This window comes from Azospirillum sp. B506 (genome assembly GCF_000333595.1).
In the GTDB taxonomy this organism is placed as follows: domain Bacteria; phylum Pseudomonadota; class Alphaproteobacteria; order Azospirillales; family Azospirillaceae; genus Azospirillum.
Window position 1 is genome coordinate 1 of sequence record NZ_BADK01000419.1, and the last position, 22,249, is coordinate 22,249.

Consider the following 22,249-nt stretch of genomic DNA (forward strand, 5'->3'; position numbering starts at 1 on the left):
CGAGCTGGATTTGACCGTCGCCGCCGCTGCGCTGGAAGAGATTCCGCTCAAGCGCGACGACGTGAAGACGATCCTGGAGCGTGGCAGCATCCTGCGCCATCGCGCGGTTGAGGAGCAGCGATTCGTCCTGAACCATCGTGGATCCCTGGAGCTGATGGCACGGTTGTCTTTCGACCCGACGGGTGCGGTCACGGAACGCACCGTCGCCGCCTTCCACAGCGTGCTCTATCGCGGGATCGAGGATGACGCCGGCAAATACCGCAACGGCCCGCCGCAGGACGATCCGGCGGAAACCGCTCCCGACCCGGCCAAGCTGCGCGTGTCGATGTCGGCACTCTCGACCTGGATGCGCAAGTCGGACGCCGGACCCGACACCGCCTTCGAGGCGCATCACCGCCTGAGCGCCATCCGCCCTTTCCAGGTCGGCAACCGGGCGACGGCGCTGCTGCTGTGCAACCTGATCCTGAACCGCGCCGGCTACCCGCCGGTGGTGATCGAAGCCGACGACCGCAACCTGTATCTGGACCTCGTCGAGCGGGCGTGGTCGGTCGGCGACAAGACTCCCTTCCGTGACCTGATGCTGCGCTTCCTGTCCCGGAGCCTGGATTTCTGCCTGGAGGCCGCCGGCCAGGATGGAGACCGGGCGGAGAAAGACGGAGCGCCTTAAGCGGACAGTCCGGCCGGCAGGCGCAGGCGCGACGGCCGGCCGGGGCCGCTGTGGATCAGCAGCGTGATCGGCAGTGCATCGACCCGGCGGGTCTCTCCCGGCTCTGCTCCGGTGCCGGGATTGACCGGATAGGCCGGGAAACAGGATCCGGCAAGGCTGAGGCGCAACGCCGATCCCGGCGCAAGCGTGGCGCAGGCCGCCCGCATGGCGATGGTCAATGGCCGGGTCGGGTCGCCCGGCTCCACCCGCGCATGCCCCTGGGTCAGCGGCAGCACCTGCCCGTCCGGCCGCACCACCGACAGCACGGCGCTGACATCGAAGGACGGGGCGTCGGCTTCCACCCAGACATCCAGAGCCACCCGCCCGGCCAGGGTCAACGGCTCGCCCAGCGGGAGGCTGGTGTAGGTGGCGACATCGGGACGGCGGTCGACGGCGGCGCGGTCGAGGCGACCGGCGGCATCCGGCACCGCATGGCCGCCGACGGTCGGCACCGGCCTGCGCGGATCGTGCACCACCACGTCGAGCGCCTCGGTTCCTGGCATCTCCAGTTCCAGCCGTCCGCCCTGCCGGTTGGCGAGGCCTTCGCTGGACAGATGCAGCACCGCCTCGGCCGCCGGCAAGGCAGGCAGATCATGCCAACGCCCGGTCTCCATATCGTGAAGGCGGACCGGAGCGCCGCGGTCGCCCCCCTCGCCCTTCAGCACACGGTCGAACCACGCCAGTTGCAGTGTGTCGAGCGTCGGTGCCGGCCCCGGTGCCGCCGGATGTCCATCGGCACCCTGTCCATCGGCGCCCCAGGGGCCGACCACCAGCCGGACCGCCGCACGCCCCCGTGCCTTGACGTGCTCATGGGCGTCCAGCATGCCCGCCAGCCGCGGGTCGTACCAGCCGCCGATCTGCAGCACCGCCACGTCGGACGGCATGGCATCCGCCATCGCCTTTGGCGACAGCGCGGCCCAGGCCGGACCGGGCACCGGGTTGGTCAGCCAGTCGTCATAGTGGGTGTAGCGGGCATAATCGCGCAGAGCCTGCGGCCGTGACGGAATCTCGTCGTCGATCGGCAGGCTGCGCGCCGCATCCGACAACACCCGGTGTCCGGTGCCATCCTCCACCCTGCGTGCCGCATCGGCCGCGGTACGCAGGGCCCAGCCCATGGCGTCGGCCAGCCGGAAGGCCCCGCCCTCATAAGCCCAGTCGGAAAAGACGTCCCAGCCGGCGAAAGCCGGCGCCACCGCACGCAGGGCCGCCGGCCCTTCGGCCAGCGCCAGCCACTGCGTCATCCCGGCATAGCCGCAGCCATACATCGCCACCGCTCCGGACGACCCCGGCAGTGAAGCCGCCCAGGCCACGGCGTCGGCCCCGTCCTCCCGCTCCGCTTCAAAGGGACGGAACCGGCCGTCGGAGGTGCCGCAGCCGCGTACGTCCTGCACCACCACGACATAGCCATGCGCCGCGTACCAGCGCGGATGGGCGTAATGGCTGGTCAGGGCGGTGCGCCGGCCGCAGGAAGCGCGCAGCAACAGGACCGGCCAAGTGCCGGCGGCATCGGGCCGGTACAGGTCGGCATCCAGACGCACGCCATCCCGTGTCCGCATCGACACGGTTTCCGGCGGCCGAACCGGCAGCAGGCTGTGCGACTGATGAATCATCGGGGCCAGATGGGTCATGGCGGGTCAGGCTCGCTCGATGACAGACAACAGATAATGTGTCGTCGTGGCAAAGCTCGTGCCAGTGGTCCAACCGCATCATTTCCACGCTCATGCGCTGGGCAGGCCGTCTTATCGCCCGCCCAGTTTCCAGGCTGCCGCCATCTTTCAGGGCAATATGCCCGTTCAGGCGGCAATCAGCTCGAAGCGGTCGACATCGACCATGCCGCGGTCGGTGATTTTCAGGTGCGGGATGACCGGCAACGGCAGGAAGGCCAGTTGCAGGAAGGGTTCGGCCAACGGACAGCCCATGACGCGGACGGCGGCGCGCAGGGAGCGCAGCTTGGCCTCGACCACCTCGAAGGGCTCCAGGCTCATCAGTCCAGCCAATGGCAGAGCCAGTTCGCCGACCACCTGCCCGTTGCGCACGGCGACGAAGCCGCCCTGAAGCTCGATCAGCCGGTTCACCGCGACGCGCATGTCGGCGTCGCTCGCCCCCACCACGCAGATGTTGTGGCTGTCATGGCCGACCGACGAGGCCAGCGCCCCCTCCGTCAGACCGAAGCCCTGGACGAAGCCGCGACCGATGTTGCGGTTGCTGCCGTGGCGGGCGAAGACACAAATCTTCAACAGGTCGCGCGACGGATCGGCGACCATCCGGCCACCCACCACCGGCACCTCGATCCGGCGGTGTTCGGTCAGGATTTTGCCAGGCTCCAGCCCGATCACCGACTGGACGGACCCGCCGGCCGGCACGGCGAAATCCTCCTGCGCGACCGGTTCCAGCTTCACGGAATCCAGCCCCACCGGCGTTACCGCCGGCCGGCCGTCGAAGCTGTGCGGACCGACGATCCTGCCATTGCGGATGACACGGTTGACCGCACAATCCTCCAGATCGTCGAGCAGGACGAGGTCGGCGCGATGTCCCGGCGCCACCAGCCCGCGGTCATACAGGCGAAAGCCGCGGGCGGCCGACCAGGTGGCGGCACGGTAGACATGGGCGACCGGGGCACCCAGGCGGATGGCACTGCGGATCAGGTGATCCATGTGCCCCTCCTCCGCGATGTCCAGCGGGGTGCGGTCGTCGGTGCAGAAGCCCAGGAAGGGCGAGGGTTCCGGCTTGATCAACTCGGCGAGGCATGGACGTCCTTCGACACCGACCCGTCACGGATCAGCACCTGCATGCCCTTGCGCAGCTTCTCCATCGCCTCTGCGGCGCTGGTCGTCTCATGGCAGTTGCGGATGCCGCAGGACAGGTAGGCGTTCAGCTCCTTGCCCGTCACCAGCGGCGCATGGCCGTCGATGTGGCGCCCGTCGAAGGCCGCCAGCTTGTCCAGCACGCCGTCCACCTTGTGGAAGACGCCGGGGAAATTCATGAACTCCGCCAGCCCCAGCACGCGCGGATGGTCCATGTGACGGATCAGGTCCGGCGCCTCCAGTCGGGCACCGGAGGTCTCCAGCTCCGTCGCCGGCACGCAGGAGGACAACTGCACGAACAGGTCGAGCGTCGTGCCCCCCGCGCTGTCGAGAAAATAGCGCAGTCCCTGCTCGCCCAGCACATTGCAGATCTCGTGCGGGTCGCAGATGGCGGTGGTGGTGCCGCGCGGCAGGACGCAGCGGTCGAACTCCTGCGGGGTGACGCAGGTCGACTCGCAATGGACATGGGTGTCAATGAAGCCGGGAACCACGGTCAGCCCACGCCCGTCGATTTCCTCCACCCCGTCATAGGACTCGTAGGTGCCGACGATCACCTCGCCACAGACGGCGATGTCGCCTTCCGCGATCTCGCCGGTGACGACATTGAGAAAGCGCGTGTTCTTGATGACCAGATCGGCTTTGGCCTCGCCCAGCGCCTGCCCGATGCGCGTCTTCAGATCGTCGCGGCTTACCGTCATGTCCCACCCTGCCTGTCGTCCATTCAAAGAGGCAAGGTGGCCCGCCGTGCCGCCGCGTGCAAGCGGCTATCGGCCGGCCTGCCGACGGAACGGGGAGCGGGCCTGCTCCTGGGCGAAGGCGGCGAGAATCTTCGCATTGTGCAGTTCCAGCCCTTCCGCCACCGCAAGGCGCATGTTGGTGTGCAGGAACCAATGGCAGGCATGGCAGAGCTTCGGCAGGAAACCGCGGGCCGGCTTGTGCGATCCGCCGCGCCCGCCGTCCACCCGGTCCAGCCCACGGGCGATCGCGCGTTCGACCGTGCGGTGATAGCCGACCTCGAAATGGACCAGCCGCAAGGTCTCCCTCGCCCCCCAGTTGCGGGCATAGAGGCAGCCGTCCCCTTCCATGGTCAGCAGGGCGGCGATGGTGACACCGCCCGCTTCGGCAAAGGTCAGCGTGAGGCTGTCGCCAAAGGCGGCACAGAGCCGCAGGACGAAGTCCGCGGTCAGCGCCAAGCGCCTCCCCTTGCGGACATAGAGATCGGCCAGCAGCTCCAGGAAGGCGATGACATCGGCCTCTCCCACCCGGCTGCCCGGCACGTCGCGGAACCGCACTCCGCTTTCCATGACCTTGCGCCGCTCCCACAGCAGCGCGGCGCGCCGGCGGTACGTCAGGGAGCCAGTGAAGTCGGCGAAGTCGCGATACCCCTGATTCCGCCACTCGTAACAGATACCATGACGGGTCAGCCAACCCGCCGCCTCGAAACGGGCACGGTCCTCCTCGTCGGGAAAGGCGACATGGATGGACGACAAGCCGTGACGGTGGGCAAAGGACCGCAAGGCGCCGGTCAGCATATCGACCGCACCGGACGGCGCGCCCTCGCGCAACAGGATGCGCGGCCCGGTCACCGGCGCATAGGGAACCTCCATCACCAGCTTGGGGAAATAGCGCCCGCCAGAGGCCTGGAAGCCCTCGACCCATGCCCGTTCGGGCCAGAACTCGTCCGTCGACCGGTCGCGCAAGTAGAGGGGAGCCGCTCCGACCAGCCGGCCCGAAGCCTCCCGCAGGATCATATGAACAGGACGCCAGCCGCTATCCGGCCCGGCAAGCCCGCATTCCTCCACCGCCTTCAGATAGGCATGCCTCAGGAATGGTCCCTTGCCGGCGGCACAGGCATCCCATTCCAGCGGATCGACGCCGGAAATCCCGAACACCATCGCGACCGACAATGGCTCATCGCGCCGGTCACCGGCCTGAACGACCGGCTCGGGCATCATCGGCAGGCCATTTCCAGATCATTCCCCGTCATAGGGCAGCGCCATCGGCAGACGAACGCTGACCGTCGTACCTTCCCGCTCGCGGCTGCGGATATCCAGCGTGCCGTTCAGCAGATCGACGAAGGAGCGCACCAATGGCAGGCCCAGTCCGGTGCCGCCGGAGCGGCGGGACAGCTGGCTGTCGACCTGACCGAAGGGTTGCAGGGCGATGGCGATCCCTTCGGCACTCATGCCGATGCCGGTGTCCGCCACCTCGATCAGGATGCGGCCGCACTCCGGGCGGACGCGCAGCGCGACGCTGCCGCCGGCCGGCGTGAACTTCACCGCATTGGTCAGCAGATTCAGCAGGATTTGCTTCACCCGCACCGGATCGCCCAGCAGATGGGGGGTGTCGGGGGCAATGTCATGGGTCAGCATCAGGCCGCCTTCCTCGGCCCGCTCGGCGATCAGCAGAAGCGAGCTTTCCACCGCATCGCGGACGTCCATCGGCTGCGGATGCATCTCCAGCTTGCCGGCCTCGATCTTGGCGACGTCCAGGATGTCGCTGATGACCGCCAGCAGATGCTGGCCCGACTTGCCGATCACCTTGGCATAGTCGAGGTATTTGGGATGGCCGAGCGGCCCGACAATCTCGCTTTCCATCATCGACGAAAAGCCGATGATGGCATTCAGCGGCGTGCGCAGCTCATGGCTCATGTTGGCCAGGAACTCGCTCTTGGCCCGGTTGGCCAGTTCGGCCAGCTCCTTCGCCTGGATCAGCGCCTGTTCGGCGCGGCGGCGCTCCTGGATTTCCTGCATCAGGGCACGGGTCCGCTCGGCAACCCGCATCTCCAGCTCGTCGCGGGCCTGACGGAGAGCCAGTTCCGCCCGCTTGCGCCGGCTGATGTCCTGACCGACGCACAGGATGCCGGCCGGCGCACCGTCTGCTTCCGGCAACCGGTTCAGGTTCCACAGCAGAACCCGCTCGCCCATCCAGTCCTGCTCGCGCAGGATCTGCTCGAAATTGCGGACCTCCATGCCCTCGGCCGCGGCGGCGATCTGTGCGGCGAAGGCGCCGGCCGGCTGCTCGCTCATCACCTCGGTCCAGGGGCGGCCGATGGCGTTGCCGGGTTCCAGCCCGAAGGTGCGTTCGGCATCGCGGTTGGCCTCCAGGATGCGGCCGTCGTCGCCAAGCACCAGGATGATGCTGGCCGCCGTCCGCAGCAGGGACCGGAAACGCGCCTCGCCGGCCCGCGCCTCGCTCTGGCGCAGGGCGGCCTCCAGTTCCGCGATCCGGAGTTCCAGCCGCAGAACGATGTCAGCCGAACCACCGGACGGAGATGGGGCCAGGGGCGGAACCGGGGCGGAGAAGAAGGTCGGGCCGGTCACGCCGCGGCATTCTCCGGCTGCATCATGTCGCCCAGCTTCGCCAGCAGGAACTCCAGATCCTCCGGTGCCAGGTCCTCGTACTGGGTCAGGATGCGCTCGATGACGCGGCGGCGATGACGCTCGCGGTCGCCCGGTTCGCCGTCATAGGGGGTCTCCTTCAGCACGTCGATGGCAATGCGGCAGGCCGGCAGCAGAGCCGATGGCAGCTTCGCCTTGTCGTACAGCGATTTCAGCCCCAGCCGCCCGGCATCGTGGATCAGCAGCCGGGCATTGGTCAGCGGGACATTCGCCATCCGCGACATCGCCATCTCGAAAAAGGCGATGTCGCCGGTGCAGAGCGAGCGGACCAGCAGAGACGGAGTCAGGCGGCCGGTGCGGGCGAGCTGGGTCACCAGCCGGTCCAGCGCCCCTTCGTCGTTCTCCCCGCTGAACAGGGCGACGGTCGCCCGTTCGCGGCTTTGCAGGATCAGCTCCGACGCGACCTTCGACGGCAGCTCGTGGTGCGCGACCAGATGCTGGCGCAGCCGCTCCGACACCACGGCAACCAGCCGTTCGGCGATGGTGATCGGCAGCTTGGAGCGGTGGACCAGCGGATCCTGCACCGCCTCGCTGGCGCCGAAGCGGTCGATGACACGGCCCAGGCTCTGCTCGCCAAGCTCCGCCCCCTCATTGGCGACCAGCGCCGCGACCGCGCGTTCGGACCCGCTTTCGATCAGCGCGTCGGCGACCGCGGCCGGAACCGTCGGGCGCTGCGCGATGGCGGTGCTCTTGGCGTCGGCACCCGACCGCAGGATTTCGACCAGATCGGCCGGAGTCAGCACGGTCGAGACGCTGAGCACCGGGATCGCCACCGCCTCCACGTCACGGGCCAGGGTCAGGGCGACGTCCCGCGGCAGGGAGGGGCTGGATTTCAGATTTTCAGCCAGGGTCTGGCGGACACGCAGGACCGTATCCTTCACCATCACGCGGATGATGTCCTCCGCCAGCTGTCGCTCTGTCTGCGACAGCTCCGGGCTGTCGAACTGCTGAGCCAGCTTGGCGGCCAGATCGGTCCGGCTGTTCGGCGACGGGTCGGCCAGAAGCCGGGCCACATCCTGCTGGGTCAGATGACCCGTCTTGAAACCGTCATTCATGGGTGCCGGACCCTTCCTGCCCCTGGTCCGTCTCCATATCATGTCGCGGAAGGACGAAACCCGCGCGGATGTGGGCGGAGACTTGTCCACAAGGTCGAGGATCTTCCGAAACGGTTGAACCTTCCTTAACACCCCGCGGTCATAGGCCCACGACCTGCGGTCATAGGTCCAAGGAAGGAGAAACCGTTCACGGCATTTCGACGAAGCTCGGCGGTTCCGGAAGGATGGAGCGTCGGCGGCGTGTACCACGCAGCTGCAGCGACACCTCGGCGATCTGCCGCTCCACCGAGATGTGGCTCTGCGAGGCGACCTCCAGCCCGCGATCCTCATAGACATAGGCGTCGGGATGGCTGTCCGCCCAGCGCCGGATGGCAGCGTCGCGGTCGCGCAGCAGACCGACGATGGTCGGACGGAACAGCCGCATCATCGCGGTGATCCAGCGGTTGGCCGGCCAGGACGGACGGGCATGGTCGATCTCGAAGGCATCGAGCATGGCGATCACGTCGTCGGCCCCGTACCAGGTCTCCCCCGTCACCCAGCGGTTGGTGGTGAACAGCCGCACCGGCTGGCCGGCCACATCCATGGCGATGCCGATCAAATGGGACAACGCATCGTTGTCGTTGTCCGGCGCCACGAAATCGGCCAGCGGCGCCGGCCGCAGGCCCGGCGGCATGCCGTGCGGGCGCAGGAAGGTATGAAAATGCCCATGCTCCCCCTGCGGCCGTTCGCCTTCGGGATGACAGTGGTAATAATACTGGGCATGGAATTCGGCGTCGTAGACATCGCCCGGCGGATAGTGTTTCCACTCGTAAAGCGTGCCGTGGCCGCGCAGAAGCTCGCCCACCACCGTATCGCCGGTCTTGGCCAGGACGCGCTGGCACAGACGCACCTCGCGTCCCGCCTCGGCCATCGCCTCCAACTCTTCCCGGGACACGTCCGACAAATCCGTCATCGCCCGATCCTGCGCTGCGCGAACATCCCTATTACGTACGCGGCTATGCGGGCGTGGCAAGGCCTTTTCGGTTGCCTCACCTAAGGCTGCCAATCTAATTGCAACTCGCGTCCCGGTAGCTGGCCGTCAGATCCCGGACGGGTGGAAACGCTGCGACAGCGACCATGTCACCAGCTTGCCGGTGACCTGGCCCAGCGCCTCGTCGAAGGCAGCGATCACATCGGTGAAGGAGCGGCCGCGCACCGGCGCCGATGCCTCGAAGGTCTCGCCCGCCTCGATGGTCCGGCGCGGCATGGCAACCAGCTTGGCCGACAGGCGCACATGCACGCGGTCCGGCAGGGCGGCGCTGGGGGTGGCGTATTCGGCCTGGAAGTCGCGCAGTTCCGATTTCAACACATAGTCCGAACGCAGCCCCACCGTGTCACGACCGACAGAGACGATGCGGCCGCTGTCCTCGAAGGTCTGGACGATCAGCCCCTGCACCATGTTCGGCGCCCGGTCGGCCCAGGATACGTCGGCGAAATAGTCGAGCGAGGTCGGCGTGCGGGCCAGCGCGATGCGTGGCGTGTCGATGCCGGCCGCCGCCGCCGGCGTCTCCACCAGCAGCTGCCAGTCGGCCTTGGGGCCGGGGGCGACACTGGCGCGCGGTGTCAGGGTGTAGAGATGCGGCGCCGTCGGATTCAGCGTCGAACAGGCGGCAAGCCCCACCAGCAGGACGCTTCCCAGGATCCGGCCCAGCATAAACCCCGTACTTTCTCGGCCCATCGTCGCCCGCCTCATTTCCCACGCACCTCCACACCCTGCCGCGTCCCGCCGAAGAGGAAGTTCGACGGGTCGTTCTCGATCCGCGTGACCACCCGCGACAGCTGTCCGGACAGATCGCGCAGCTGGGTGATCAGCAGCGTCAACTCATACAGCCCCGTCGCGGTAAAGTCCCGCACAGGCTCACGGTTCTCGGCGACCAGCGTGTTCAGCGTGTCCGACGTACGCTTCAGCGACCGCAGAAGGTCGCGCGTCTCGCCGCCCAACTGCCTGGCGGTGCCGTCCACCGTCGCCAGCGTGTCGTGTGCCTGTGCCAGCGTGCGGTCGAGCTGCGGCCCGACCGTCTCGAAGCCATGCAGGGTCTGCCGCGCCTGGGTCATCGTCTCCTCCAGACCGGCGCCGGCTCGGGCCAGCTCGGCGCTGATGGTGCGGGCGTTCGCCAGGATGTCGGCAATGGCCTTCTGGTTGTCGCCGTTCAGCATCTCGCCCAGCTTGGTGATGACTTCCAGTGCACGGTTGACCAGCTGCGGCGCGCTGTCCACCACCGCGGTCAGAGAACTGGGCCGCGACGGAATGGTCAGCACCCCGTCGGCGTCGGTGGCGGTCAGACGCTTGCCCTCCACGGTCCCACCGGAAATCTGGACATAGGCGCCACCGGTGATCCCCTGCAGCTCAAGCGAGGCGATGGAATCGGACATGATCGGCGTGCCGTTCTGCACCATGATCGTCACCCGCACCCGCGTCACGTTGTCAGGGTCGAGCCGGATGTCCGATACGGTTCCCACCGGCACGCCGCGGTAGCGCACCGGGCTTCCCTGCTGCAACCCGGTGACGGAGCCGGTGAAATAGATGCGGTAGGTCTCGCGCGTTTCGTCCAGTTGAACCTTGGCGATCCAGGCGGTGAAGACCAGCAGGCCGGCGACCAGCGCCAGCACGAAGCTGCCGACCAGGACATAGCTGGCGCGGGTTTCCATGGCGTGCCCCTACCCTTTCGCAAACTGCCGAGCGTCGTTGCGCTCCTTGGCATCGAGGGCCGCGCGGCCGCGCGGCCCGTGGAAATAGTCGTGGATCCAGGGGTGCGGGTCGGCCAGATGCTGGGCCAGGGTGCCCACCCGGATCTTCCTGTCGACCAGCACGGCGATGCGGTCGCAGATGGAGGTCAGGCTGTCCAGATCGTGGGTGACCATGAAGACGGTCAACCCCAGGCTGCGCTGCAGGCCCTGGATCAGCGTGTCGAAGGCGGCGGCACCGATGGGGTCGAGACCGGCGGTCGGCTCGTCCAGGAACAGGATGTCAGGGTCGAGCGCCAGGGCGCGGGCGAGGCCGGCACGCTTGATCATGCCGCCCGACAGCTGGGCCGGATGCTTGGTCCCGGCATCGGGTGGCAGTCCGGCCATGGCGATCTTCACCCGCGCCACCTCGGCGATCAGCCCCGGAGGCAGGTCGGTGTGCTCCTTCAGCGGCAGCATCACATTCTCCGCCACCGTCATCGAGCTGAACAGGGCGCCGTTCTGGAACAGCACGCCGGTGCGGGCCTGCAGCGCCGTGCGCTCCGCCCGGTCGAGGTCGGCGGTGTCGTGGCCCAGCAGCTCGATCCGGCCGGCGGCCGGGTCGATCAGGCCGAGGATCTCCTTCAGCAGCACCGACTTGCCGGTGCCGGATCCGCCGACGACGCCCAGCACCTCGCCCCGCTCGACGTCGAGGTCGAGACCGTCATGGACGGTCTGCGGGCCGAAGCGGGTGACCAGTCCCCGCACGCGGATGACGGGATCGCCGGCCATCACACCCCCAGCATGGAGAAGAGGACGGAGAACACCGCGTCGATGACGATCACCAGGAAGATGCCCTCCACCACCGCCTTGGTGGTCATGGTGCCGACGCTCTCGGCACTGCCGGAAACCTTCAGCCCCTCGTAACAGCCGACCATGGCGATCACCAGGGCGAAGACCGGCGCCTTGATCAGGCCGGCGATCACCGTGTTGATGCCGACGGCGCTGTGAAGCTGGCGGATGAACTGACCGAAGGTGATGTCCAGTGTGGCATAGGCCATCACCGCCCCGCCGAACAGCCCCATCACGTCGGCATAGAAGGCCAGAAGCGGCAGGGTGATCATCAGCGCCAGCGCCCGCGGCACCACCAGCAGTTCCACCGGGTCGAGGCCCATCGTGCCGATGGCGTCGACCTCCTGGTTCACCTTCATGGTGCCGATCTGCGCGGTGAAGGCGGAGCCGGAGCGGCCGGCGACGATGATCGCCGTCATCAGGATGCCGATCTCGCGCAGGACGGAGATGCCCAGCAGATTGACCACATACAGCTCCGCCCCGAAGCGCTTCAGCTGGTCCGCCCCCTGGAAGGCCAGCACCACGCCGATCAGGAAGGACAGCAGCCCCAGGATCGGCAGGGCGTTCAGCCCGGTCTGCTCGATGTGGAACAGGACGGAGGTCAGGCGCAGGCGCGACGGGCGCAGGATCAGCCGGACGAAGGTGACGGTGACGAGGCCGAGGAAACCGACGAGGTCCCGGACCTCCCTGGCGGCATGCACCGTCGTCTCGCCGGTGCGGACGACCATGTCGAGAATCGGGTGATGCTCGCGTTCGATCGGATGGGGGGGCGCCCTGCCGGCCTCGCGCACGGCATCGTAGAGGGCGGCATGCTCGGGCCGCAGCCCGACCACCGCCACGGCATGCCCATCCGCTCCCAGCTGCTCGGCCAGCCGGTTCAGCAGATAGGCGCCGACGGTGTCGAGCGCCTCCAGCCGTGCAAGGTCGAGCCGAACCGCGGTGCCGGCGGCCGGCTGCGGCGCGTGGTCGATCGCGTCCGACGCGGTGGAGGCGGCATGCAGGGTCCAGCGCCCGACGGCACCGATCCGCCACCCGCCATCCTCCGGACCGGCATCGATCCGGGCCCTGTCCGATGCCTCGTCCTTGGTCAAAGTCGCTGCCACAGGCTCCGCCGCACGCATCCGCACATTCACCGGTACATCCGCCCGGCGCGTCTGGAACGTGGCGGAGCATCGTCGGATGGTCAACCCCATCCGGCTCATGGCCGTATCGTCCCAGCTCCCACTCGCGTCTTTGCGCCGGCGTGGGCAGCCGCTAGAGTGTCGAATGGCGGACCCGGCCGTTCATTCCCGCATGCGATTCCTTACGGACAAGACCTTCGATGAACCTGAAAGACCATATCCGCGGCATTCCGGATTTCCCGAAGCCCGGCATCCTGTTCTACGACGTCTCGCCGCTGCTGGCGAACGGCGCCGCCTGGAAGGCAGCCATCGACGAGCTGGCCGAGGCGGTGCGCCCGCACAAGCCGGACCTGCTGGTCGGGATCGAATCGCGCGGCTTCCTGGTCGCCGCCCCGCTGGCGCTGGCACTGGGCATCGGGTTCATCATGGTGCGCAAGCGCGGCAAACTCCCAGGCGACAAGATCGCCCATTCCTATGATCTGGAATACGGGACCGACACCATCGAGGTGCAGGCCGACGCGGTGAAACCGGGCCAGCGCGTGGTGGTGCTGGACGATCTGCTGGCCACCGGCGGCACCATGGCCGCTGCCATCAACCTGCTGCGCCAGGTCGGCGCCGACGTTCGTGCCGCCGCCTTCCTGGTGGAACTGACCTTCCTGAATGGCCGTGACCGGATCGACGTGCCCAGCCTCTCGCTGATGGCGTACGAGTCGTAGTCCGGTTCGGCGGCTTAGCGGCGGGACAGCCAGCCGTCGATGCTGAAGCGCCCGCCGCCCGACGCAACAAGCGACAGGTAGCCGCCGATGATGGCGAGGTTCTTCATGAACTGGATCTGTTGCATCTTCATGGCGTCGGGAGCGAGTCGTAGTCCGGTTCGGCGGCTTAGCGGCGGGACAGCCAGCCGTCGATGCTGAAGCGCCCGCCGCCCGACGCAACAAGCGACAGGTAGCCGCCGATGATGGCGAGGTTCTTCATGAACTGGATCTGTTGCATCTTCATGGCGTCGGGAGCGGCTTCCCAATAGCGGTGGGCGATCAGGGTGGCGGCGACGATGAAGACGCCAACCAGCAGCGCCGCCAGCCGGGTCCAGGCACCCAGGACGATGGCAAGCCCGCCGAACGCCTCGACCAGCGCGCCGATGGGGGCGACGATGGTGGCCATCGGCACGCCCTGGCTCTCCATCCCGGCGATGAAGCCGCCGAGCGCCATCAGCTTGCCGAGCCCGCTCTGCACGAAGATGGCGCCCAGCAGGACGCGGGCCGCCAGCAGCAGCGCATCCTGGCCGGCAGTCGCGGCACCGTAGCCAGCCGATGTGCTCACATAGTTCGTCATCTCGGAAATCCCTTTCATTGTGTTGGAAGATGAGACGACGGCAGGCGGCCGGTTATTCCCAGGGGAAAAACTCAGGCGGTCTTCCACAGGCTGATGATCATCACGCCGGCCACGGTCAGGCCGGCCCCGGCCAGTTGCAGCCAGCCCATCGGCTCCGCCAGCACCAGATAGCCGAAGACGGCGGCGGCGACCGGGCCGATAGCGCCGGAGAGCGCCACCAGATTGGGGCCGACGCGCCGCAGCGCCTCCGCGGTCATCAGCACCGGCAGCACGGTGCAGACCACCGCCATCACCGCCGACAGCCCATAGACCGGCAGAGGCAGGTCGAGTGCCGACAGCGGACGCAGGGCCAGGAATTGCAGGATGCAGCACAGGCAGGCCGCCGTCATCGCATAGGCGGTGAAGCGCATGGAACCGATCCGCTGCACCACCCGGCTGCTGCCGACCAGATAGATCGAATAGAGGAAGGCTCCCATGAAGACCAGGGACGCCCCCGTCATGAAGTCGGGATGTCCGGTTCCGATCTCCGACCACACCACCAGCGCGACGCCGGCATAGGAGACCACCAGCGCCACCACCTCGCGCAGGCCGATCCGCTTGCCGAGGAACAGCGCGGACAGCACGACGACGATGGTCGGATACAGGAACAGCAGAAGCCGTCCCATCCCGGCCGAGACATAGCGCAGCCCGAGGAAATCGCAGAAGCTGGCGGCGTAATAGCCGGTGACGCCCAGCGCCACGGTCAGGGCGAGGTCACGTCCGGCGACCGGTGCGTGCGCCCCTGTGCCGGCGCCTCTCCGGACGCCTGGCCACAGCGCCATTCCCAGGAAGAAGGGCAATGCGAAGACCATGCGCAGCATGATCAGGGTGACCGGATCGACATTGTAGCGGTAGGCGAGCTTGATGATGACCGGCCGCAGCGAGAAGGCGACCACCCCCGCCACGGCAAGCCCCAGCCCGGCCAGCATCTGGACCGGCGGCAGCAGGCGCGCACCCGACGCATCGGGCGCGGTGGTTTCGGAGGACAGGCTGGGCTGGGACACAACGGGAAATCCGGCGGCTGGAAGGAGGACGCCATTCAAGCATCCCCACAGCCATTTGGCTTCCATCAAGGCGGCGGACGGCCATGACCGGCACCACACCCTGGATTGCACCAGCCGCGGCGCTGATTGTGAAGCGAATGAACCGTCAGGCGGCCGGACCGGCTGCTACGGCGGTGCCGGCCATAGGCGTCAAGCCGGTGAAGGCGATCCGCGCCTGCTGGCCGATGGCGATGGCGTGCACGCCGGTCAGGGCGCCGGTGGACACCCACTGCCCGGCCTTCAGCGGCCGGCCCAGCCGGGCCGCCATGCCCAAGGCCACGGCGACGGCGGCGGCGATGCCGCCCGGCAGCTTGGCGCTGCTGCCGACGCCGACGCTCTGCCCGTCGATCAGCACTTCGGCCCGCAGGGCGTCGGCACCTTCGACGCCGCCGACGATCTCCTCGCCGACGATCAGGCCGGTGTTGTTGCCGAAGACGGAGGTCGAGGCGGTCGGACCCAGCCTGTTGACGGGGGCCAGCGGCCCGCCCGCCACCTCGATAGCGGCATGGACGGCGGCGATGAAGGCGGCGGCCTCCGCCGGGCTGTAGTCCAGCTTGTCGGCGGGAGCGTCGGCGGCGATCCGCACGGCGAATTCGGCCTCCACGGCGCCGAAGCCGTCGGGAATGACCGGGAAGCTCAACGTCCCGCCATCGGCGGTCGCCACCATGCCGGCGAAGATCGGACCGATGTAGCGCATGGCGCCCAGCGCCTCCTCCAGCGCCGGCGGCACCCGCGCCACCTTCCAGCCGGCGACCTCGTCGGGCCAGGCCGCAGTCGCCGTCGCCTGGATGGCATAGGCGGTGGCGAGGTCGTCCGGCAGCGGGCCGGGAAAATCGGCAAGGCCGGTCGCGCTGCGGCGGGCGGCGACGAAGCGGGCCGCAACCTCGGCGATCACCGGGTCGGCCAGGGTCGGGGCGCTCAGTCCGATGGGATGCGTGACGGTCATCGAGGATCTCCACTGAAGGGCGCCGCGACTGTAGCGGCGTCCGGCGGTCCGGGAAAGTGCGCTGCACAAAGATTGCTCCCATGGTGGATCGCTCCCATCGCGCCTATCGAAAGGCGGAGTGGACGAACCATCCACTTGCGGCGACACTGGAGGGACATTGCCGCGGGAAAGGCCATGCGCTCCGACACCGACGCCGCAACCGAGCTGCTGTTCCGCCGGATCAACTCGCGGCGCGACGATCTGGTCGCGCTGACGCAGGATCTGATCCGCATTCCCACCGTCAACCCACCCGGCGACGTCTACACCGACTGTGCCGAGCTGATCGGACGGCGGCTGGCCGCGCGTGGATTCGCCGTGGAGTATGTGCGGGCGGAGGGGGCCGCCGGCGACAGCGACCGCTATCCGCGCACCAACGTGGTCGCCCGCATCGAAGCGCCCCGGCCGGGGGCCTGCGTCCATTTCAACGGCCATATCGACGTGGTGCCGGCCGGTCAGGGCTGGACCGTCGATCCTTTCGGCGGCGTGGTGAAGGACGGCCGGGTCTATGGCCGCGGCGCCTGCGACATGAAGGGAGGCATCGCCGCGTCGATCATCGCCGCGGAAGCGCTGCTGGAGGAAGGGCTGCTGACAGCGGGCGCCCTGGAGATCTCCGGCACGGTGGACGAGGAGTCCGGCGGCTATGGCGGCGTCGGGCATCTGGCGAAGCTCGGCTATTTCTCGCGTCCGAGGGTCGATCACGTCATCATTCCGGAGCCGCTGAACGTCGACCGCGTCTGCATCGGCCATCGCGGTGTCTGGTGGGCGGAGATCGAGACCAGGGGCCGCGTCGCGCACGGCTCCATGCCCTTCCTCGGCAACTGCGCGGTGCGCCACATGGGGGCCGTGCTGCACCGGATCGAGACGGAGCTGATTCCCCGACTGGCCGCCAAGCGCACCGACATGCCGGTGGTGCCGGAGGGTGCCCGCCAATCCACCATCAACATCAACGCCATCCATGGCGGCCAGCGCGAGGATCATGACGGGCTGCCCAGCCCGATGGTGCCCGACCGCTGCCGCATGGTGATCGACCGCCGCTATCTGATCGAGGAGGATCCCGAGGCGGTGCGCGGCGAGATCGTCGCCATCCTGGAGGATCTCCGCCGCAGCCGCCCCGGCTTCGATTACGAGCTGCGCGAGGTGCTGGCCTTCCTGCCGACGATGACCGACACCGATGCCCCGGTGGTGCGGGCGGTTGCCGCCGCCATCGAAACCGTGCTGGGCCGCCCGGCGCAGCATGTGGTTTCCCCCGGCACCTATGACCAGAAGCATGTGGTGCGCATTGGGCAGCTGAAGGACTGCATCGCCTACGGCCCCGGCATCCTCGACCTCGCCCACCAGCCCGACGAATGGGTCGGCATCGACGACATGGTGCGATCGGCCCAGGTGATGGCGCTGGCGACGTTGGAATTGCTGGAAGAGAGGGGAGAGCGCGGGCGACGAAGCGCATCGTTCGGCGACAGCCAATTCTGACGCGCCGCCGCCCACGACATTCCCCACCAGCACTTTTGGATTGCAAAAATTCCGTAAGATGCTTAACAATAAGCGTCACGATCCTATGAAGGCCGGTCCATTATGAAATCTGCCGATGTAATACCGGATACATTAGCAATATCATCCGTCAGAACGGCACGTAATGTTGTCGTGGTTCTGGGGATGGACCGCGCCGGGACTTCGTTGTGCACAGATATTCTCCATACGCTTGGGGTTGAACTTAGCGAAGACCTGCTGCCGCCACATCCTGACAATCCGAATGGCTATTTCGAGGCCCGTTTGGTCATGGAAGCCCATGAGCGCGCCTTCTTGGCGCTCGGTTTCCAGTGGAAGGACATTTCGGCGCTGAAGCCGCTCCCCCCGGCATGGTGGCGGCTGCCCGCCATGAGACAGGCGAAAGCGGAGCTGTCAACGCTGGTGGCCGCCGAGATCGCCAAGGGGCATAAGGTCTGGGGGTTCAAAGATCCGCGCACGGCCCGGCTTCTGCCGCTGTGGAAGGAAATCTTCCACGAACTCGGCGTGAGGCCACAGTATGTCCTGGCGGTCCGCCATCCACGCGGCGTGATGCAATCGCTGGCCAAGCGGGATGGACTTCCGCTCGAACAGTCCGAGTTGCTCTGGGTGGAACGCTATACCAATGCGCTCAGCTATGTTGGGAGCGAAATCAAAGCCGTCGTCCATTTCGAGGATTGGTTCACTCGCCCGCTTGAGCAGGCCATGCACCTGATCGACGTGCTTTCCCTCCCCTGGGGCGGCGACGACATCGATTTGACCGAAGCCGTCCAGGCCAAGGTTGTGCGTGAATTCCGTCACGATGAGGAAAGGCAAGAGCCGCAACTCCGCCTTCCGATCACGGAGCAGTTGTACCAAGCCATGCGGTCCGCTCCATTGGCTTCCGATTGGCGAGAGTCACTGACCCGGGTGGCGCGTCAGGCCCGAATGGTTTTGGCGAACAGCCGTGCCATCGTTCACTTCGCGCAACAGCAAATGGAGAAGCGTATCTCCGAGTTGACCGCCGCCATCGGAGAACGCGACAATGCCTTGGCCGCCCACGGCGCCAGGATCGCAGCGTTGACCGCCGCCCTGGGCGAACGTGACAGCGCCTTGGCCACTCAGGGTGCCAGCGTCGCGGCGCTGACCGCCGCCGTCAGCGAACGTGACAGCGCCTTGGCCACCTACGGCGCCAGGATCGCAGCGTTGACCGCTGCCCTGGGCGACCGTGACGCACAAATCTCCGGCTTGCTGCAAGGGGCGAAAGACGCTCCGATAATGGCCAAATGACGCAGATGTGAACGGCTCACCCGAGTTACCGGGCACACCGCACCACAAGATGATTCGGCTTGAAAACGCCTGGCGGCATCGGCGCAGGGATTGCCGTGCTCAACCATGCCCTTCCCATATCCTGTTCGAGAAAACCGACCGGGTTTGAGGATGGCGTATTTATGTCCCTGAACGGTTTCTTGATAATTTTGGAAAAATGCAGGAATTATCCCATCAAAAGCTGAGCACATCATCGCAATCGCCCGTGGCAGTCGGCGCCATCGGGGGAAGCGGAACTCGGGTTGTTGCAAGTATAGTCCAGTCCATCGGTTATTTTATTGGGAAAGAGCTAAACCAATCTTATGACAATATGCTCTTTTCAAGAATATTTAAAAGAACCGAGATACTCGATCTTCCAGAAGAAAAATTCTCCCGACTTGTGGAGGATTTCTCCCGCGATATGACACACCACATGAGCGTGGAAAAAGCCATCCGTTGGGGATGGAAGGAACCCAACACACATATCGTTGTCGACAGACTGCGTAAAGTCCTGCCAACCCTGAAGTATATTCATGTCATTCGGAATGGCTTGGATATGGCACACAGTGAAAATCAGAACCAGCCCCGCCTCTGGGGAAGCCACGTCCTCGGCGGGCGCAAACAAAGCATCATCACGCCAAGATACTCTCTTAAATATTGGTGCGCAGTCCACAGAAGGGTGATGCGCATATCGGAAGAAAAATCCAACCATGGACGTTTTCTTATTATAAAATACGAGCATCTTTGCGCATCGCCACAAACGACCATAGGCGAAATTTGCAATTTCCTCAGTTACGACGTAAGCAGGAAAGAGCTGGAAGAGTTGAGCCTTATTGTATCTCCTCCGGCGTCCATCGGGCGTTGGCGGAAGGCCGGGACCGATATATTCGATCGAGAGGATGTTGATTATGCCGCCAGCCTTGGGTTCGAGGTCGTTTGAGTGTCCTTTCACGGTATGAGATCTACGTGATCGTCTTCCTGGTGAGCAGCCGCTCCACCTCGTCCGCCGGGATGGGGTGGCTGAACAGGAAGCCCTGGTAGCTTTCGCAGGCGAGGTCGCGCAGAAGCTGCAGCTGTTCCTGTGTCTCCACCCCCTCGGCGATCACCGACAGGCCGAGACTGCGGCCCAGCCCGACGATGGCGCGGGGAACGGAAGCATCGCTGACGCCGGTCGACAGATCGTGGATGAAGGAACGGTCGATTTTCAGCTTGTCGATCGGCAGCCGGTGCAGATAGCTGAGGCTGGAGTAGCCGGTGCCGAAATCGTCCAGCGCGATCTGTATGCCACGTTCCTTCAAGGCGGTCAGGGTCGCCGCCGCCGCTTCGACATCGTCGATCAGGGTGCTTTCCGTCACTTCGATCTCCAGTTCCGGCCCGCTCAGGCCGTTGGCGTCCAGCGCGCGGGCGACCTTTTCCGGCAGCTGTCCGTCGCGGAACTGGGCACCGGAGACGTTGACCGCCACCGGGATCGACAGATCGAACTGTGCGCGCCAGCGACGGATCTGGGCACAGGCCTCGAACAGCACCCAGTCGCCCATTGCCAGAACCAGACCGGTCTCCTCCGCCACCGGCAGGAAACGGCCGGGAAGGATCAGCCCCTCCTCGGGATGGCGCCAACGCAGCAGCGCCTCCAGCCCGACGATGCGGCCGGTCAGGGTGTCGACCTGGGGCTGATAGACCAGGAACAGCTGACCGTCGCAGATGGCCTGGCGCAGGCTTCCCTCCAGGTCCATGCGCTCACGCGATTTCGCCCCCATCTCCTTGGTGACGAACCGGAAGCCGTTCCGACCCTGCGCCTTGGCATGGTACATGGCGATGTCGGCACAACGGATCAGCCCTTCGGGATCGTCCGCATCGTCGGGATAGAGGCTGATGCCGATACTGGGCGTCACCACGAAACTCTGGCCGCCGACGACGAAGGGGCTGGCCAGATGCGCCACCACCTTTTCCGCCACGCAGGCCGCATCCTTCGGCTCCCCCAGCCGGCGGAGGACAATCAGGAACTCGTCTCCGCCCAACCGGCCCACCGTATCGGATTCCCTCAAGCCCGCCTGCAGCCGGCGAGCCACCGAGCGCAGCACCTCGTCGCCGAAGCTGTGGCCCAGACTGTCGTTGATGACCTTGAAGCGGTCGAGGTCGATGAACAGCACCGCCACCTTGGTGCCGTCGCGCCGCCCTTCGCGCAGCGCCTGAGCGATGCGGTCATACAGCAGAACGCGGTTGGGCAGCCCGGTCAGCGCATCGAAATGGGCGAGATAGTTGATGTGCTGCTCGGCTCGTCGCTTCTCGCCGATGTCCTCGGCGAAGGCCAGGACGAATTTCAGGATGCCGTCCGCAGTCACGGGTTGGAAATGCAGACTGAAATGGCTGCGCCGTCCCCCCAACAGAAGCGGCTGGTCCGATTCGAGCTTGCCGCTTTCACCCTGCAACGCCGCTTCCAAGGCAAAGACCGACGCCTGATCGCCGAAGCGCAGACGCATGTCGGCGCCCAGCAAATCCCGCTGCGGCAGTCCGGCGGCGGCCGCGAAGGCAGGATTGCAGTCCATCATCAGCCCATCGGTGCCGAGCAGCGCGATACCCAGCGGCGCCTGGGTGAACAGCTGCCGCCGTTCCGCCTCCTGCAGGCGGAGCGAGGCCGTCATCTCGCCGGCCAGCGCCACCGCGCGGGAGTGGGTGACCAATGCCATGCGCAGGACCAACGCCAGCGCGACGCCGAGTGCGATGCCGCCAGCCAGCAGAGCGCCGGGCACCCAATCATGCGCGGTGATCAGGCCATCCGGAAGACTGTCGTATCGGATGGTCCAAATCCGCCCGCCGACCGGCAGCTCGCGGACCAGCGAATAAGCAGGCTCGGCCTCCAGCGGACGATGGCTGCGGTAGAGCGGGAATGCGGCCTCCGCCGGCGGCACATCGTAGATCTCGATGCCGGTGCCGGTGCGGTCCTGGTCGATCAACCCGTCAACCAGCGACCCGATCCTGATCGGAGTCAGCACGACACCGCTGAAGGAGGCACGACGCGCCTCCAGCGACGGCGGCAGCGGATCGCCGCGGTAGGTGGCCTGATACAGCAGGAAAGCCGGCTTTGCTCCCGCCGCCTCGTCGATCTTCAGCGTGAGCGCTCGGGTGGCGGCCGGCTCTCCGCTGTCGCGCGCCCGTTCGATGGTCGCCCGCCGCGCCGGCTCCGACATCATGTCGAAGCCGATGGCCCGTGCATTCACCGCGCTGACCGGGGCGTTGAAGAGGTTGACAACCTGCTCGAACCCGCCGGTCTCCGGCCAGATGCGGAAGTCCGACAGGCCCGACGCCCGCATCGACGCCACCAGATCGCCGGCGCGGGCGGCCGGCACCGCACGGGCAAAAGCGATGGAAACGATGCCGGGATAGCGCTGCGGCAAATCCAGCGCTTCGACGAACGGGC

General features: G+C 66.7%; 18 protein-coding genes and 1 pseudogene. 5 read left to right on the forward strand and 14 right to left on the reverse strand.

What is annotated here, in order from left to right; genetic code table 11:
• On the forward strand, positions 1-667 hold a 667-nt coding region (locus tag I71_RS12835; RefSeq protein ID WP_042695250.1), incomplete at its 5' end, for a Fic family protein.
• On the opposite strand, the gene I71_RS12840 is transcribed toward I71_RS12835, so the two are convergent.
• The 10 genes and pseudogenes from I71_RS12840 to I71_RS12885 all read right to left on the reverse strand — a co-directional run bounded on the left by I71_RS12840 (position 664) and on the right by I71_RS12885 (position 12,624).
• On the reverse strand, positions 664-2,334 hold the full coding sequence (locus I71_RS12840) for a CocE/NonD family hydrolase (RefSeq protein ID WP_042695251.1): 1,671 nt from the start codon (positions 2,332-2,334) through the stop codon (positions 664-666). The two genes, I71_RS12835 and I71_RS12840, sit on opposite strands and share 4 nt — an antisense overlap.
• Positions 2,335-2,499: 165 nt before the next feature.
• Positions 2,500-4,208, reverse strand: a pseudogene (gene ade, locus I71_RS12845) (adenine deaminase).
• A gap of 66 nt (positions 4,209-4,274) precedes the next feature.
• Positions 4,275-5,465, reverse strand: coding sequence for a GNAT family N-acetyltransferase (locus I71_RS12850; protein ID WP_049976082.1), 1,191 nt, complete (start codon positions 5,463-5,465; stop codon positions 4,275-4,277).
• 18 nt (positions 5,466-5,483) lie between these two features.
• On the reverse strand, positions 5,484-6,833 hold the full coding sequence (locus I71_RS12855) for an ATP-binding protein (protein ID WP_244433801.1): 1,350 nt from the start codon (positions 6,831-6,833) through the stop codon (positions 5,484-5,486).
• Complete coding sequence (locus tag I71_RS12860; RefSeq protein WP_042695252.1) at positions 6,830-7,966, reverse strand: DUF2336 domain-containing protein; 1,137 nt, start codon at positions 7,964-7,966, stop codon at positions 6,830-6,832. Before I71_RS12860 ends, I71_RS12855 begins: the two co-directional genes overlap by 4 nt.
• Positions 7,967-8,153: 187 nt before the next feature.
• Positions 8,154-8,918, reverse strand: a complete 765-nt coding sequence (locus tag I71_RS12865) for a DUF6969 family protein (protein WP_042695253.1) — start codon at positions 8,916-8,918, stop codon at positions 8,154-8,156.
• Between the two features lie 126 nt (positions 8,919-9,044).
• Positions 9,045-9,659, reverse strand: coding sequence for an ABC-type transport auxiliary lipoprotein family protein (locus I71_RS12870; protein WP_244433802.1), 615 nt, complete (start codon positions 9,657-9,659; stop codon positions 9,045-9,047).
• Between the two features lie 35 nt (positions 9,660-9,694).
• Positions 9,695-10,654 carry an MlaD family protein gene (locus I71_RS12875; protein WP_042695255.1) on the reverse strand — a complete coding sequence of 320 codons (960 nt, stop codon included), beginning with the start codon at positions 10,652-10,654 and terminating at the stop codon, positions 9,695-9,697.
• A 9-nt stretch (positions 10,655-10,663) separates the two neighbouring features.
• Positions 10,664-11,461 carry an ABC transporter ATP-binding protein gene (locus tag I71_RS12880; protein WP_042695256.1) on the reverse strand — a complete coding sequence of 266 codons (798 nt, stop codon included), beginning with the start codon at positions 11,459-11,461 and terminating at the stop codon, positions 10,664-10,666.
• Positions 11,461-12,624, reverse strand: a complete 1,164-nt coding sequence (locus I71_RS12885; protein ID WP_244433803.1) for an MlaE family lipid ABC transporter permease subunit — start codon at positions 12,622-12,624, stop codon at positions 11,461-11,463. The genes I71_RS12880 and I71_RS12885 overlap by 1 nt, the downstream gene beginning before the upstream one ends.
• A gap of 218 nt (positions 12,625-12,842) precedes the next feature.
• Between I71_RS12885 and I71_RS12890 the strand changes: the two genes are divergently transcribed.
• Positions 12,843-13,358 carry an adenine phosphoribosyltransferase gene (locus I71_RS12890; RefSeq protein WP_042695258.1) on the forward strand — a complete coding sequence of 172 codons (516 nt, stop codon included), beginning with the start codon at positions 12,843-12,845 and terminating at the stop codon, positions 13,356-13,358.
• A gap of 166 nt (positions 13,359-13,524) precedes the next feature.
• Here the strand turns inward: I71_RS12890 and I71_RS12895 are convergent, their stop codons facing one another.
• The 3 genes from I71_RS12895 to I71_RS12905 form a co-directional block, all read right to left on the reverse strand.
• Positions 13,525-13,974, reverse strand: a complete 450-nt coding sequence (locus I71_RS12895; protein ID WP_042695259.1) for a DoxX family protein — start codon at positions 13,972-13,974, stop codon at positions 13,525-13,527.
• Between the two features lie 71 nt (positions 13,975-14,045).
• Positions 14,046-15,017 (reverse strand): DMT family transporter, encoded by a 972-nt coding sequence (locus I71_RS12900; RefSeq protein ID WP_244433804.1) that lies wholly within the window; start codon positions 15,015-15,017, stop codon positions 14,046-14,048.
• A 145-nt stretch (positions 15,018-15,162) separates the two neighbouring features.
• Positions 15,163-16,002: a 2-keto-4-pentenoate hydratase gene (locus I71_RS12905; protein ID WP_042695260.1), complete on the reverse strand. Its 840-nt coding sequence runs from the start codon at positions 16,000-16,002 to the stop codon at positions 15,163-15,165.
• Between the two features lie 174 nt (positions 16,003-16,176).
• On the opposite strand from I71_RS12905, the gene I71_RS12910 reads away from it, so the two are divergent.
• From I71_RS12910 to I71_RS35900, 3 genes are all read left to right on the forward strand, one after another.
• Positions 16,177-17,511 carry an acetylornithine deacetylase/succinyl-diaminopimelate desuccinylase family protein gene (locus tag I71_RS12910; protein WP_042695261.1) on the forward strand — a complete coding sequence of 445 codons (1,335 nt, stop codon included), beginning with the start codon at positions 16,177-16,179 and terminating at the stop codon, positions 17,509-17,511.
• Between the two features lie 183 nt (positions 17,512-17,694).
• On the forward strand, positions 17,695-18,813 hold the full coding sequence (locus tag I71_RS12915; RefSeq protein ID WP_042695262.1) for a sulfotransferase family protein: 1,119 nt from the start codon (positions 17,695-17,697) through the stop codon (positions 18,811-18,813).
• Between the two features lie 244 nt (positions 18,814-19,057).
• On the forward strand, positions 19,058-19,771 hold the full coding sequence (locus I71_RS35900; RefSeq protein ID WP_159107377.1) for a sulfotransferase: 714 nt from the start codon (positions 19,058-19,060) through the stop codon (positions 19,769-19,771).
• Positions 19,772-19,793: 22 nt separating this feature from the next.
• Here I71_RS35900 and I71_RS12920 read toward each other — a convergent pair.
• Positions 19,794-22,249: EAL domain-containing protein (locus I71_RS12920; RefSeq protein WP_049976084.1), on the reverse strand; the 2,456-nt coding region annotated here is incomplete at its 5' end.